Source organism: Bradyrhizobium sp. 132 (genome assembly GCF_023074185.1).
Taxonomy (GTDB): Bacteria; Pseudomonadota; Alphaproteobacteria; order Rhizobiales; family Xanthobacteraceae; genus Bradyrhizobium.
Genome location: NZ_JADPKY010000067.1, coordinates 39,580 through 54,235, shown reverse-complemented (window position 1 = coordinate 54,235; position 14,656 = coordinate 39,580). Strand labels below are relative to the sequence as shown.

The 14,656-nt window shown below is 63.4% G+C and carries 13 protein-coding genes; 6 read left to right on the top strand and 7 right to left on the bottom strand.

Features of this window, described 5'->3' with window-relative positions:
- Positions 1 to 128: 128 nt before the first annotated feature.
- Complete coding sequence (locus IVA74_RS10965; protein ID WP_247342757.1) at positions 129 to 977, bottom strand: VOC family protein; 849 nt, start codon at positions 975 to 977, stop codon at positions 129 to 131.
- A gap of 212 nt (positions 978 to 1,189) precedes the next feature.
- Between IVA74_RS10965 and IVA74_RS10960 the strand changes: the two genes are divergently transcribed.
- Both IVA74_RS10960 and IVA74_RS10955 read left to right on the top strand, forming a co-directional pair.
- Positions 1,190 to 2,083 (top strand): sugar kinase, encoded by an 894-nt coding sequence (locus tag IVA74_RS10960; protein WP_247342754.1) that lies wholly within the window; start codon positions 1,190 to 1,192, stop codon positions 2,081 to 2,083.
- A gap of 17 nt (positions 2,084 to 2,100) precedes the next feature.
- Positions 2,101 to 3,018, top strand: coding sequence for a ribokinase (locus IVA74_RS10955; protein ID WP_247342761.1), 918 nt, complete (start codon positions 2,101 to 2,103; stop codon positions 3,016 to 3,018).
- Here IVA74_RS10955 and IVA74_RS10950 read toward each other — a convergent pair whose 3' ends face one another.
- Positions 3,019 to 4,239 (bottom strand): FAD-dependent oxidoreductase, encoded by a 1,221-nt coding sequence (locus IVA74_RS10950; RefSeq protein ID WP_247342751.1) that lies wholly within the window; start codon positions 4,237 to 4,239, stop codon positions 3,019 to 3,021. It abuts the gene before it with no gap.
- 241 nt (positions 4,240 to 4,480) lie between these two features.
- On the opposite strand from IVA74_RS10950, the gene IVA74_RS10945 reads away from it, so the two are divergent.
- Positions 4,481 to 5,275, top strand: a complete 795-nt coding sequence (locus tag IVA74_RS10945; protein ID WP_247342748.1) for an enoyl-CoA hydratase/isomerase family protein — start codon at positions 4,481 to 4,483, stop codon at positions 5,273 to 5,275.
- 17 nt (positions 5,276 to 5,292) lie between these two features.
- On the opposite strand, the gene IVA74_RS10940 is transcribed toward IVA74_RS10945, so the two are convergent.
- The 4 genes from IVA74_RS10940 to IVA74_RS10925 all read right to left on the bottom strand — a co-directional run bounded on the left by IVA74_RS10940 (position 5,293) and on the right by IVA74_RS10925 (position 10,192).
- Positions 5,293 to 6,633: a TRAP transporter large permease gene (locus IVA74_RS10940; RefSeq protein ID WP_247342745.1), complete on the bottom strand. Its 1,341-nt coding sequence runs from the start codon at positions 6,631 to 6,633 to the stop codon at positions 5,293 to 5,295.
- Positions 6,630 to 7,208, bottom strand: coding sequence for a TRAP transporter small permease (locus IVA74_RS10935; protein ID WP_247342743.1), 579 nt, complete (start codon positions 7,206 to 7,208; stop codon positions 6,630 to 6,632). Before IVA74_RS10935 ends, IVA74_RS10940 begins: the two co-directional genes overlap by 4 nt.
- A 194-nt stretch (positions 7,209 to 7,402) precedes the next feature.
- Entirely contained in the window at positions 7,403 to 8,398 is a 996-nt protein-coding gene (locus IVA74_RS10930; RefSeq protein ID WP_247342740.1) for a TRAP transporter substrate-binding protein, read from the bottom strand.
- Positions 8,399 to 8,470: 72 nt separating this feature from the next.
- Complete coding sequence (locus tag IVA74_RS10925; RefSeq protein WP_247342738.1) at positions 8,471 to 10,192, bottom strand: IlvD/Edd family dehydratase; 1,722 nt, start codon at positions 10,190 to 10,192, stop codon at positions 8,471 to 8,473.
- Positions 10,193 to 10,368: 176 nt separating this feature from the next.
- On the opposite strand from IVA74_RS10925, the gene IVA74_RS10920 reads away from it, so the two are divergent.
- Positions 10,369 to 11,049, top strand: coding sequence for a GntR family transcriptional regulator (locus tag IVA74_RS10920; protein ID WP_247342735.1), 681 nt, complete (start codon positions 10,369 to 10,371; stop codon positions 11,047 to 11,049).
- Between the two features lie 231 nt (positions 11,050 to 11,280).
- Entirely contained in the window at positions 11,281 to 12,552 is a 1,272-nt protein-coding gene (locus tag IVA74_RS10915) for an MFS transporter (RefSeq protein WP_247342732.1), read from the top strand.
- Positions 12,553 to 12,593: 41 nt separating this feature from the next.
- Here the strand turns inward: IVA74_RS10915 and IVA74_RS10910 are convergent, their stop codons facing one another.
- Positions 12,594 to 13,418, bottom strand: coding sequence for an NAD(P)-dependent oxidoreductase (locus IVA74_RS10910; protein ID WP_247342729.1), 825 nt, complete (start codon positions 13,416 to 13,418; stop codon positions 12,594 to 12,596).
- Between the two features lie 90 nt (positions 13,419 to 13,508).
- Here IVA74_RS10910 and IVA74_RS10905 point away from each other — a divergent pair, with 90 nt between their 5' ends.
- Positions 13,509 to 14,489: an SMP-30/gluconolactonase/LRE family protein gene (locus IVA74_RS10905; RefSeq protein ID WP_247342726.1), complete on the top strand. Its 981-nt coding sequence runs from the start codon at positions 13,509 to 13,511 to the stop codon at positions 14,487 to 14,489.
- Positions 14,490 to 14,656 lie beyond the last annotated feature (167 nt).

Genomic DNA, 14,656 nt, shown 5'->3' with positions numbered 1-14,656 from the left:
GGATGATCGAGCAACATCGTCGTCTCCAGGTTGGGTGGTATTGCAACCTCAGTCTGGCCTCAGACTTGGTCGCTATCCACTCCCCATGGAATCTTCGCTGCGCTCGCAATGACGGGGAAAGGCCTAACCTACTCCACCGGCTTCGGCGAGCGCTCCAGCAGCACCGTCTGGATGCCGCAAGTGCCGGCCCTGACCGTCATCACCCGCGTGCCCGGCTTGCGGCCGTTGCGGACCTCGGTGACGTCGAGCCCGGCAGCGATCAGGCGGGCGCGCGTGGCGTCGATGTCGATCACCCGCCAGCTCAGGCCCCAAAGGCGGTCATGCAGGGAGTCGCCGCCCGCGACGGGGCGGCGCACCACCTCGACGACGAGATCGCCGCAGCGGAAGAACATCAGCTGGCCCCAATCCTGGTGCGAGCGGTCGAGCGCCAGATCAAGCCCGAGCCGCGCGCCGTAGAGCGCGGCGGCGCGTTCGGAATCCTCGGTGATGATCACGACGTGGTCGAGCGCATCGATCGGCGCGATATCGGTCGCAGGCGAAAGCGGACGCTCATCGGCCAGTTCGAGGAAGAACATGCGCACGCCGCGCGTGAGCTCCGTGGCGGCGCGCGTCCGCTTCCAGCGGAGGACCGCACCGCTCTGCGCGTCGTTGCTTTCGACCTCGGCAACACCATCCGGCTTGAGCGCCACCCGCTCCAGCCGCCGGTGCATTTTACCCATGTCTGCGACACGAAAGCACAGGCTGGCAAGCACACCCTCTTGATCGCCGAGCAGCGCGCGCATGCGGTCGGCGGTCGCGCTGAATCCGTTCGGCGCCATCAACTCGATCGTCATGTTCGCAAGTGTGAACAGCACCCGGTCAGCGCCCTCGCCCGAGTTCTGCCACGCCGGCGCACGCCCGAGCAGCGTCTGATAGGCCGCCTTGGCCGTACCGATATCCCTGACCAGAGCGACGATGTGATCGAGGCCGGTGATCATGTTTTCCCCCTGTTGGATCGGCCCGGAACCGTGGAACGAGAGACGGCATTCGCCCGGGCTTGGCATTGCCCGGTGATGGTCGTATTCCGGCACTATGCCGACCTCAAGCGCTTCGGGCGGCAGTTTTGCGAATAATTTCAGCGGTCCCTCAGCGGGACCGGTGCTACAGTAAGCGCGCCGGCCGGGACCACAAAGCGCATCACGGACAATCAATGCAGGCTCTCTTTATCGGACAGACCTATATCGACGTCGTCTTCATTACCGACCACATGCCGACCGGCGACGAGAAGCACGTGGCCTCCGACTACGCGGTTTCCTTCGGCGGCAACGCGGTGACAGCGGCGTTCTGCTGCGCCAAGCTCGGCATCGTGCCCGATCTGATCGCCACCGCGGCCAATGACTGGCTCGGTCGCATGTTCATGGACATGTGCGCGAAATACGCGATCTCGCTGCACGGGCGGAAGGTCAACCAGTCCTCGCTGTCCTTCATCATGCCGAAGGACGGCAAGCGCGCCATCGTCCGCTGCCGCGACGACGACCACATCCATCCGTTCCCGATGCTAAATCTCGGCGGCTGCCGCGCGCTGCATGTCGACGGCCACCAGCCCGATGCCGCGATCCATTACGCGAAAGTCTGCCGCGAGGCCGGCATCCTGACCTCGCTCGACGGCGGCGGCCTGCGCACCAACACGCATGAGCTATTGGAATTCATCGACGTCGCAATCGTTGCCGAGCGCCTGTGCGAACAGATGGACCTGACGCCGGAGAAGATGCTGGACTACCTCAAGAGCCGCGGCTGCAAGATCGGCGGCATCACCATGGGTGAGAAGGGCCTGCTCTGGTACAACGAAACAGGCGCGGTCGAGATCATGCCGGCGATGCCGATCCCGCGCGAGCGCGTGATCGATACCAACGGCGCCGGCGATGTCTTCCACGGCGCCTATGTCTATTCCTATCTCGCCCATCCCGGCAAAAGCTGGCGCGAGCACTTTGATTTTGCCCGCGCCGCCTCGACCTTCAAGATCCAGCGTCTAGGCAACGAAGCCGGCCTGCCGACGCTTGTCGACATCGCCAAAGTCAGGCACGAGTTCGAGGCCAGGGTCTAGCGTTCGCAGGAGTCATGATGGGACGCGTCTTCGTCGCCGGCAGCATCAACATGGATGTAGTGGCGACAGCCGATCGCCATCCCCGGGTCGGCGAGACCGTCGCCGGCAAGCAGGTACTGTATTTCCCGGGCGGCAAGGGCGCGAACCAGGCGGTCGCGGCATCGCGGCTCGGCGCGAGGACCACGCTGATCGGACGGCTCGGCAAGGATTCGTTTGGAGGTGAGCTGAAGGCTTTCCTTGGCGATCAGGGCATCGATCTCGGCTACCTCCAGGAGACGACTGAGGCCCACACCGGCACCGCGATTATCACCGTGGCGGACGCCGACAACACCATCATCGTCATTCCCGGCGCCAATGCGCTGGTCGGCGCTGATGATGTCAGCGTTGTACCGATGTTGAAAGGCGACGTTGCCGTCAGCCAATTCGAAATCCCGCTGCCGACGATTGCCGCGTTCTTCCGGCGCGCCCGTGCGGCCGGGGCCACGACGCTGCTCAATCCGGCCCCGGCGCAAAACATGTCCGGCGAATTGCTCACGCTCGTCGACATCCTCGTGCTGAACGAGACCGAGCTCGGCTTCCTCGCCGGCGTGGAGTTGTCTGAGAGTGACGAGGCTGCGCGGATCATCGACGTCGCGCGAAAACTTCAGGCGCGCGAGGACCAGACCATCTGCGTCACGCTCGGCAAGCGCGGCGTGCTCGCGCTCGCCGGACGCGAGGAGTTGTCGGTGGCCGGTCGCGCGGTGAAGGCGATCGACACCACAGGCGCGGGCGATTGTTTTGTGGGAGCGCTCGCGGCACAACTCGCCGACGGCGCAGCACTGCGCGCGGCACTCGCGTTCGCCAATGCCGCCGCCTCGATCTCCGTGCAGCGCATGGGCGCGGGGCCGTCGATGCCTACGGCGGCGGTAGTCGCCGCCGTCCTCAATGCGAGCTGATCACGCCAGCGCGCCTTTCAGGTCAAAACTTTCATCAGCGGCCTGCTCCGGCGTGATCGAGCGATCCAGGCCGAACAGGCGGCGGCCGAACATGTGATCGCCGGCGCGGTTGATCGATTCGATGCCGAGCAGCTTCTCGCCCTTGTAGCAGAACGCCGAGAACGCCTTCCGGGCGGGATCGCCGCGGAGCACGACACGGTCGTAGCCGGTGGTGAGGCCCGCGATCTGCAGCTTGTCGTCCCCCTGGTCGCTCCAGAACCAAGGATGACTGTCATAGGCCTTCCGGTCGCCGGTCAGCCGCGCCGCGAGGCAGCGGGCGTGATCGGTGGCGTTCTGCACCGATTCCACGCGCAGCGAACCGCCGAAGCGCGCGCTTTCGAACAACGCGCAATCGCCGATCGCCGAGATATCAGGATCAGCGGTCGAGAGATATTCGTCGACGATGATGCCGGCAGCAACCGGCAGCCCCGCCTCCGCCGCAAGCTCGATGTTCGGCAGCACGCCGACACCGACCACGACGAGATCGGCGGGCAGATGCCTTCCGTCGCTCAAGGAGATGCCGGTGACCTTGCCGCCCTCAGCCTCGATCGCGGTTGCCTGTACGCCAAGGTGAATGCGGATGCCGGCCTCGCGATGCCGCGCCTGAAAATACTCCGAGACCTCCGCCGTCACGGCGCGCGCCATCACACGCGGGGCGAGTTCAAGCACATCGACCTCCAGCCCCTTGATGCGCGCAGTGGCCGCGAATTCCAGTCCGATGAAGCCGGCACCGATGACCACGACGCGTGTCTTTGACCGGATGATCTTTCGCAGCGCCTCGCTCTCGTCGAGGATGCGCAGATACTTTACGTCAGGGAGATTGGCGTTGGGCAGATCGAGCAAACGGTTGCGCGCGCCGGTCGCCAGCACGAGATGGCCGTAAGGCAGCGTCTTTCCTGACGCGAACAGTACCTTGCGCCCCGCGCGGTCGATCGACACCACGCGGCCCGCGATCAGTTCGATGGTCTGGTCCTGGTAGAACTTCTCCGGCCGGAACATCAGGCTCTCCGGCCCGGCCGAGCCCTTGATATAGGCCTTGGACAGCGGCGGCCGTTGATAGGGCAGATGCGCCTCGTCATTGACCAGGCAGACGGGAGCGGAAAAACCTGCCTGGCGCAGGGATGCCGCGACCTGGTAGCCGCCATGACCGGCACCGACAATAATCACTGGACCATCCGTCATCGGAACAGCCCATTTCCGGAGACACGAGCGTAACCCATGTCGTCTCCTCTCTCGCTGGTTTTGATTTTCTGGCCCAGGAGGAGCCGGCGCTCGTGTCCGTCCCTCGGCAAAGGCAGATACATTTGAGCCTATCGTTCCGGCTTGCGCAAGAGCACCGGGCGGGGCACTGGCGGCCGGGGATTGTCACCCCTTGCCTTCTGCGATCTAGTTGCGGCAGCGACCTCTTGCCGGGAATTTTCCGATGCCAGCTCCAATCTCCCAACCCGACGACCCCGCTTTGCTGCGGATCGACGGCCCGATTGCGACCATCACGCTCAACCGCCCCGCCGCGTTCAACTCGATCAATCTGGCGATTGCGCAAAAGCTCGAGCAGCTCGCGGCCTATATCGAGAGCGCTGACGACATCAAAATTGTGGTGATCGAGGGCGAGGGCCGCGCCTTTTCAGCAGGCGGCGATCTGCAGACGATTGGTGCGGCGGCCGAGGCCAACACGGTGACGCCTGTCGTCGGCGAGCTATTGAAGCACTATCATGCCTTCATCGAGATCATCAGGCGCATGCCGAAGATCTCGCTGTCCAGCGTGCACGGCTCAGCCGCCGGCGCCGGCATGGGCCTCGCCTTTGTCACCGATCTCTGCATCGCTGCAGACGACGCCAAATTCACGCCAGCCTACGCCAAGATCGGCGTGTCGCCGGACGGCGGCTCTACGGTCGGCATCGTCGGCACGGTCGGCTCCCGCCGCGCGCTGCAGATCTTCCTGTCCGAGGACAATTTTACCGCGCAGCAGGCCCATGAATGGGGCCTGGTCGCGAAGGTCGTTCCCGCGACGGAGTTGAAGGCGGCGACGCGACAACTCGCCGAGCTGCTGGCGCGGAACCCGGCGGCTGCGATTGCCGGCACCAAATCGCTGGTCTACCAGGCCGCCACAACGCCGGTGAGGCAGCAGCTCGACGCCGAGGAGCACAAGATCATCATGGCGATGAACACGGAGGAGTTCCGCGCCGCGGTCAAGAAATTCACCAGCAAGAGCAAGTAGCGTTCACTCAAGCAGGCTTACTTGGGACAGATATAGCCCGTGCCCGCCGGCGACTTGAAGCATCCGACCGATTCCGGCAGCACTTTCTGCGGCAGCCACAGAACCACGCTCGGGAAGTAGATCGCGAACGCAATCGTCCCAAGGAACACGAGGTAGATCGGCAACGCGGCGCGTAGCGCTTTTGCAAAACTGACGCCCACGAATTTCGACGCCATCAGCAGCACCAGGCCGTAGGGCGGTGTGATCAGACCGAAGGCCAGCGTTGCGATCAGCACCACGCCCATATGCACGGCGTTGATGTCGCCGGCTTCCGTCAGTGCGTTGACCAGTGGCATGAAGATGATGATGGTCGGCACAGGCTCGATGAAGTCGCCGACCACGGTGAAGAGCAGCACCATCAACAGCATGATCAGGTGCGGATCGTTGCCGGCCATCGAGGTGATGACATCGGCGATGTAGCTTGCGCCGCGCAGATAAGCGAGCATCCAGCCGAACGCATTGGCGGCGCCGATGGTGATCAGCGGCAGCGAGAAGATCAGGCCCGCAAGACAGAAATCGTACGGGATCTTCCTGATGTGCCCGCGGTTGAGCGCGGGGATCACGACGACGACAATCCAGACGACGGCCACGACGCCCGCTTCCGTCGGCGTGAACCAGCCGGTGAGAATGCCACCGAGCAGGATGACAGGGATCATCAACGGCAGCGCCGCATCGCCCGCCGCGAACACCACCTGCCGCAGCGGCGCGCGCGGCTTGCGCAGGCCGGAGGGCCCGAAGAAATAGCAGTAGATCATCAGCCCGAAGCCGATCATCAGCCCCGGCACGACGCCCGCCATGAACAGACCGGCGATCGAGACGTTGCCGACGGCACCATAGACCACAGCGGTGATGCTCGGCGGCACCAGCGCTGCGATGGTCGAGGCGGAGGCGATGATCGCGGCGATGAAGGCGGGCTCGTAGCCCTCGCGCTTCATCGGGCCGCCCAGCGCGCGGCTCATCACCGCGACGTCGGCCGTGGTCGAGCCTGACATCTCCGAGAAGAACATGCTGAAGACGACCACGACCTGCGACAGCCCGCCCCTGATATGTCCGACCAGCGACACCGAGAGATTGGCTATTCGTACCACCACATTGGCCGAGCTCATGAGCTCGCCGACCAGCAGGAAGAACGGGATCGCCAGCAGCGCCTCGGAATCGACGCCGTCGAAGATCTTCTGGATGATGGCGGCGAGCGACACGTCGGAGAGAAGCGCGCCGATGAAGACACCGGCCATCAGCGAGAACGGCACGGGCACGCCGAGATAGCCGAACGACAGGAAGCAGATCGTCATCAATGCCAGGACAATGGGTGCGCTCACGGCTGCGCCCTCATCTGTGCGTCGGTGATGACGTGCGCTCCGTCCTCCTCGGGCGGCTCGGGGTGGTCAAAACCGTTGCGCAAACCGTTGACGAGCTGCTCGATGGTAAACAGGCCGATCAGCACGCCCGACGGCGGGATGATCGCGTAGAGCGAAGCGATCGGCGTCCCGGACGGCAGGCGGAAACTGCCGAAGCCGCGGAGATAATTCTGGTAGCCGTACCAGATCAGGCCGAAGGCGACGCCGAGCACGACAAGGCGGATGATCACCTCGACGATCAGCCGCGACGTGCCGTGCATCGCCTCGGAGATGGCGGTGAGATAAAGGTGGTCGTTGCGCCGGGTCGCAGCCGCGGTGCCGACGAAGATCGCATAGATGAACAGCGTCGAGGTGACTTCCTGGAGCCACAGCCAGGGATGGCCGATGGTGCGGGTGACGATGTCGGCGGTCACCGACAGCGAGAAGCCGAAGCAGAGCACGCCGCAGAGGATCATCAGCGCAAGCTCGAGCCAGTCGAGCCCGCGCCATTTCAGATGACGTTGCCGTTGCACCAGCAGTTTGTCGGCGATGGCCATTCAACTTTCCCGTCGTCCCGGAGCTATCGCAGGCGACAGCTCGGAAGCTGCCGAACGTGCTCGGCCTGCATGGTTCGAGATGCCCGCTGCGGCGGGCTCCTCACCATGAGGGTCTAAAATCTCGCCTGAAAACGTGACCTCAGCCTGAGGGCCCGCCGCAGGCGGGCGTCTCGAAGGATGACCACAGGGGCGGCTTAATTGACCGACCGGATCAAATCCTTGATCTTCACGGCATGCGGGCCGAGCTCCTTGGCCAGCTTGTCGAGATAGGGGTCGGCGATCGCCGCAAAGCTCTTCTTGTCGACGTTGTCGACGATTTTCACGCCCATTTTCTTCAGCTTCTCGGCCGCGCTGCGCTCGAGATCGAAGGCCTTTGCCGGCTCCTTCGTGCTGATCTCGTTGCCCGCCGCTTGCACCCAGCCTTTCTGCTCGGCCGAGAGGCTCTGCCAGAGCTTGTCGGAGATGAACACCAGCGCGTTGTTGGCCTCGTGCTCGGTGATGTTGAGCACCGGCGCGACCTCGTAGTGCTTGTTGACGAGGTAGACATTGATGCTGTTCTCGGCGACGTCCATGACGCCGGTCTGCAATGAGGTGTAGACGCTGCCGAACGGCATGTGCACGGTCTGGGCGCCGTAGGCGGGGAACATGGTGTCCTCGGTCGCAGTCGCCTGCACACGGATCTTCAGCCCCTTGATGTCGCCGACGTTGTGGATTTCCTTCTTCGAGTACATGTGACGCACGCCCTGCGATCCCGTCGCGATGACGTGCAGGCCCTGCGTGGTCTCGTCGATCAGGGTCTTGAGGGCTTCGAACACTTTCGGATCGGCCAGTCCCTTGACCACGTGGTTCTCGTCGCGGAACAAATAGTGCAACGACATCACGCCGGCCTGCGGCGAGATGGTCGCGGTGTTGGCTGAGGAGACGATCGAGAATTCGACGTCACCGGCCTTCACGAGCTGGAGCACTTGTGGCTCCTGCCCAAGCTGCGCGCCCGGATATTGATCGATGATCATGGTGCCTTTGCTCAATTCCTTGAGCTTGTCGGCAAAGAGGTCGCCCGCAATGGAATAGCCGGTGTTGCGCGGCTGGTCATAGGCGAAGCGATAATGCTTCACCTCCTGCGCCGATGCGCCGGTGACGAAGAGAACAGCGGCCGTTGCCGCCAGCCCAAGCATGGATCGTGCAATCATCGTTTCCCCCTGTTTTTATCGCCCGCCGCTTTAGCGGTCTGAGCGTTCGTGCGGGTGATTGGTCACCCTCTCTTAGTCTTTCTGCTCAGTCTTCTTCCCAGTCCTCTGCATGAAATCGAAGTCGCAGCCCTCGTCGGCCTGCATGATGGTCTCGTTAAACAGCCAGGCGTAGCCACGCCGCGCTTCATCCGGCGCAGCGGCCGGCTTCAAGGCGGCATGACGCCGTTCCAGCTCGGCCGCATCGACCAGCAGCTCGATGCTGCGCTTGGCGACGTCAAGCTGGATCATGTCGCCGTTCTTCACCAGGGCCAGCGGTCCGCCGACAGCGGATTCCGGTGTGATGTGGAGAACGATGGTGCCGAACGCGGTGCCGCTCATGCGCGCGTCGGAAATGCGCACCATGTCCTTGGTGCCGCCGCGCGCGAGCTTCTTCGGGATCGGCAGATAGCCCGCCTCGGGCATGCCGGGCGCGCCTTTCGGCCCGGCATTGCGCAGCACCAGCACGTCGTCGGAGTTCACGTCGAGATCGGGATCGTCAACCCGCAAGGTCATGTCCTCGACGGATTCGAACACCACCGCGCGCCCGGTATGCTGCAACAGTTTCGGGCTTGCAGCCGACTGCTTGATGACCGCACCGCGCGGCGCGAGATTGCCATGCAGGACGGCAAGGCCGCCTTCCCTCTTGATCGGATTGTCGCGCGGACGGATTGCGTCCTGGCCGGGCACGTCTTCCGCATTCGCGACGATATCGCGCAGGCTCTCGCCCGTGATCGTCTTCGCGTCGAGATCGACGAGATCTCCAAGCTGCGCCAGCAGTTTCGGCACACCACCGGCGTGGTGGAAATGCTCCATATAGTGCTCGCCGGACGGCTTGAGATCGACCAGCACCGGTACCTCGCGGCCGATCTGGTCGAACACCCCGAGATCGAGCCGGTGCGGCGAGCGATGCGCCATCGCGGTGAGATGGATCAGGCCGTTGGTTGAGCCGCCGATCGCCTGGAGCACGACCTGCGCGTTCTTGAACGACGCCGGCGTCAGAAACTCGCTCGGCTTCGGCCCCTTGGTCTTGGCCATTTCCGCGGCAACCCTGCCGCTCGCCTCGGCCAGGCGAAACCGCTCGGCATGCGGCGCCGGGATCGTCGCGCTCATCGGCAGCGACAGGCCCATGGCCTCGATCATGCAGGCCATGGTCGAAGCCGTGCCCATCACCATGCAGGTGCCGACCGACGGCGCGAGACGGCCATTCACCGCCTCGATCTCGACATCGTCGATCTCGCCGGCGCGATACTTGCCCCACAGGCGACGGCAATCGGTGCAGGCCCCTAACACCTCACCCTTGTGGTGGCCCAGCACCATCGGGCCGACGGGGATGACCACGGTCGGCAGGTCGGCGCTGATCGCCGCCATCACCTGCGCAGGCAAGGTCTTGTCGCAGCCGCCGATCACGATCACCGAATCCATCGGCTGCGCGCGGATCATTTCCTCGGTATCCATCGCCATCAGATTGCGCAGATACATCGAGGTCGGATGCGCAAAGCTTTCGGCGATCGAGATCGTGGGGAACACGAATGGCATAGCGCCCGACAGCATCACGCCGCGCTTCGCGGCCTCGATGATCTGCGGAACGTTGCCGTGGCAGGGATTGTAGTCGCTATAGGTGTTGGTGATGCCGACAATCGGGCGCTCGAGCGCGTCGTCGGAATAGCCCATGGCCTTGATGAACGCCTTGCGCAGGAACAGCGAGAAGCCGGCATCGCCATAACTCGTCAGCCCTTTGCGCAACCCACTCGTCATCATGCCACTCCAATCACCGGGTCATTGTCGTACAGCCTGCCCCTTGATTGTCAATAAGGCAGAGATCAAACCCGCCATTTTCTGGATCAACATGCTGGTGGACGGCCAAATTATTGACAATCCTGATCTACCCTGCTCCACAGAGAGAACCGGCCAAGCGCCGGGAGGCCGAGGGCATGTCCGACATCCGCACCGCAGACGCCACGACGATCCGGCGCGACGATCCGGACGATGTCGTCGCGCGGCTCGAGGAGGACATCATCTTCGGCCGCCTCGCGCCGGGCGCACGCCTCACCGAGGACGCGCTGATGTCGGCTTACGGCACCTCGCGCCACTTTGTGCGTCAGGCCCTGGTGGACGCGGAGCGCCGCGGCATCGTCCGGCGCGAGAAGAACGTCGGCGCCACCGTGCGGTTCTATTCGGCCGAAGAGGTCCGGCAGATCTACGAGGTCCGGGAGATGCTGACCCGACAGGCGGCGCTGATGATCCCCCTGCCCGCTCCACATAACCTGATCGATGAGTTGATCGCGCTGCAACGGCAGTATTGCGCCAGGGCGGAGGTGCAGGATCTGCGCGGCATTCACGAGGCCAACGACGCCTTCCACGTCGCGCTGTTCGCGGCCTGCGGCAATCCCTATCTGGTGCGCTCGCTCCAGGATTACATGAACCTGACCCTGCCGATGCGCGCGAAAAACCTCGCCGACCGCGACGGGTTGGCGCAATCGCGGCGCCAGCACGAACTGATGATCGAGCTGTTGAAGGGCCGCGACAGCTGGGCGCTGGCCCAACTCTGCGTGGACCACATGCAATTCAGCAAGAAAGACTATCTGGCGCGGATTGCCGGCGAGGCGAGTTAGTGCGGCCATTCCTTCGCGTCTCCCCGCTTGCGGCTTTGGCGGGCTCCTCACCATGCGGGTTTGATAGCTCACCGCGAAACGCCACCTCATGACAAGCCGGCGCACCGCGCCGAGACAGCCATAAAAACTATTGTCAACCCATCGAAATTTCGCAGAGCCGGAAATAAATAGGGGCCGGCCGCCGGCGCCACGTCGCGCGTCCTCATCCATCTTTCTCCCGAATGAAATGCCATGACCGAACAAACTCTGACGGAGCCGATCGCCGAGCGGCAAGCGCCATCCCGCGGCTTTTCGCGCTACCAGGCAATCCTGGTTGCGCTGCTGGCGCTGGTGCAGTTCACGATCATCATCGATTTCATGATCATGTCGCCGCTGGGCGCCATCATGATGCCGGCGCTCGATATTTCGGCCGCACAGTTCGGGGTGGCGGTCTCGGCCTATGCATTCAGCGCGGGAATTTCCGGCATCATGGCGGCTGGCTTTGCCGATCGGTTCGATCGCAAGCGGCTGCTGCTGTTTTTCTATGCCGGCTTTACCCTTGGCACGGCGCTTTGCGCGATCGCGCCCAACTATCATCTGTTGCTGCTGGGGCGGATCGTGACCGGCCTGTTCGGCGGCGTGATCGGCTCGGTCGTGCTCGCCATCGTGACCGATCTGTTTGCGCTGCAATTGCGCGGCCGCGTCATGGGTTTCGTGCAAACCGCCTTCGCTGCAAGCCAGGTGCTGGGCATCCCAGTCGGTCTTTTCCTCGCCAACCAATGGAACTGGCACGTCGCGTTCGGCGCACTGGTCGGCCTTTCGGTGATAGGGATGGCCGCCGTGCTGTTCCTGATGAAGCCGGTGAACGGTCATCTCGCGCTGAAGCAGGATAGAAACCCGTTCCGGCATCTGGTCGCAACGGTCTCGCAGCCACGATATTGGATGGCGTTTTCAGTGACGACCCTGCTGGCGACCGGCGGCTACATGCTGATGCCGTTCGGCAGCGCCTACACCGTGCACAACCTTGGCATCGATATCGTGCATCTGCCGACGATCTATCTCGTCTCCGGCCTGTTCAGCATCGTCATCGGCCCATTGGTCGGACGCGCGAGCGATGCTTTCGGAAAATACCCGACCTTTGCCTTCGGCAGCGCTATGTCGATCGTCATGGTGTTGATCTACACGCATCTCGGCGAGGTGAGCCTGACGGTCGCGATCCTGGTCAACGTCCTGATGTTCGTCGGCATCTTCTCGCGCATGATTCCGTCGCAGGCGCTGATTTCCGCGATCCCCGAGCCGGCGCAACGCGGCTCCTTCAGCGCGGTCGGCGCGTCCCTGCAACAACTCTCCGGCGGGCTCGGCTCCGTGCTAGCCGCCGCGCTGATCGCGCAGGACGCCGACGGTACGCTCCGGCATTTCGACCGGCTGGGATACGTCGTCGTGACGACGGCGGTGATTTCCCTGATCCTGATGTATTTTGTGCAGAGGCCCATCGCGGCCCAGACCGGCAAACGCGTGGTCTAGGGCGTCGATTCCGAGGCCCTAGATTTGCGAATCATCCGCCCCTATCGCTTATTCCAATCGATGATCCGGCTTGTGTCGCCGTCGAACTCGTTGCTGCAGAACGCGCCGCCCTGATAGTGATCGCCGATCGGATCGGGCTTCATCTTGGCCTGCTCGGCCATCGCATGCGCCACGTGGTCCTCGGAGCGCCCCGTGGGGCGGTAGCCGAACTCGTAGGCGCGGTGGTTGTCCCACCAGGCGCGCTCGTTCAGGGACACGCCGTAGAAAACCTCGAAATGAATGTCGGGATGCTCGAGCCCGATCTGGCAGAGCTGCACCAGATCTTCCGGCTTAAGCCAGATCGAGATCCGGCGAAGGTCCAGCGGCACGTCGCCGAAATTGCCAATGCGAAGGCAGGTCACCTTCAGGCCATGCTTGTCGGCGTAGAGGGCGCCGACCGCTTCGCCGAACACCTTGCTGACGCCATAGCGGCCGTCGGGGCGCGGGGTAACGTCGGTGCCGATCTTGTGGTGGCGCGGATAGAATCCGACGGCATGGTTCGAGGAGGCGAACACCACGCGCTTGACGCCCTTGCGATACGCCGCCTCGAAAAGATTGTAGCCGCCGATGATGTTGGCCTGGAGGATGTCATTCCAGGGACCTTCAACCGAATAGCCGCCGAAGTGGATGATTCCGTCGACGCCCTCGCAGATCGCTTCGCACTGCGCAAGGTCGGACAGATCCGCCGCCTTGAATTGCTCGTTCGGGCCGAGATCGGCCGGCGGGCGGATGTCGCTGAGCAGCAGGTCCGGATAGATCGGCGGCAGCAGTTTTCGCAAACGCGTTCCAATCCCGCCCGAAGCTCCCGTCATCAAAATGCGCGGCATGTCTTTCCTCGTATGTGCAGCCGATTTGCGGCCGTAGATATCTGATGCTAGCAGACTTGGACAGAGGGAACGCAACAACGAGAATTGCACATGAACGATGCATCGTCCCAGAACCAGGAACGGCCTCAAGGCTGGCGGCCGGCGACGTATTACCCCGATCCGGCGATCAGTGCACTCGATCCCCGCTTCGAAAAATACTGGCTGAAACTCTCGGCGGTGGAGCGGCTGACGACCGGCCTGCGCTGGGCCGAGGGACCGGTCTGGGTCGGCGACGGGCGCTATCTCCTGTGCAGCGACATTCCGAACCAGCGCATCGTCAAATGGGAAGAGGAGACCGGTGCGGTCTCGGTGTTCCGGAAACCTTCGAATTTCGCCAACGGCAACACCAGGGACCGCCAGGGCCGGCTCGTCACCTGCGAGCATGGCGGCCGACGCGTCACCCGCACCGAATATGACGGCAGCATCACCGTGCTGATGGACTCGTTCGGCGGCAAGAAGCTCAACTCGCCGAACGACGTCGTCGTGAAGTCCGACGGCGCGGTCTGGTTCACCGATCCCACTTTCGGCCTGCTCGGCAATTACGAAGGATACAAGGCCGAGCCCGAGATCGAGCCGAACGTCTACAGGTTCGATCCCTCAACCGGCAAGGCGACCATCGTTGCCGAAGGCGTGCTGGGGCCCAATGGCCTGTGTTTCTCGCCGGACGAGAAGATTCTTTATGTCGTGGAATCACGCGGCGTGCCGAACCGCAAGATTCTCGCCTATGACGTCTCGCCAGACGGCACGACGATCTCCAACAAGCGCGTCCACATAGATGCGGGTCCGGGCACGCCGGACGGCATGCGCTGTGACATCGACGGCAATCTTTGGTGCGGCTGGGGCATGGGCGATCCCGAGCTCGACGGCGTCGTGGTGTTCGCGCCCGACGGCGTCATGATCGGCCGCATCGCACTGCCCGAACGCTGCGCCAATCTCTGCTTCGGCGGCGTCAAGCGCAACCGCCTGTTCATGGCCGCGAGCCAATCGATCTACGCGTTGTACGTGAATACGCAGGGCGCGGTGGGGGGATAGTTTTTCCTCCGTCACGCCTTTCGTCATTGCGAGCGAAGCGAAGCAATCCAGAATCTTTCCGCGGAGGCAGCCTGGATTGCTTCGTCGCTTCGCTCCTCGCAATGACGAAAGATAGAACAAAAACGCCGGAGCGGTTTTCCACTCCGGCGTCATGTTGGTTCAAACGA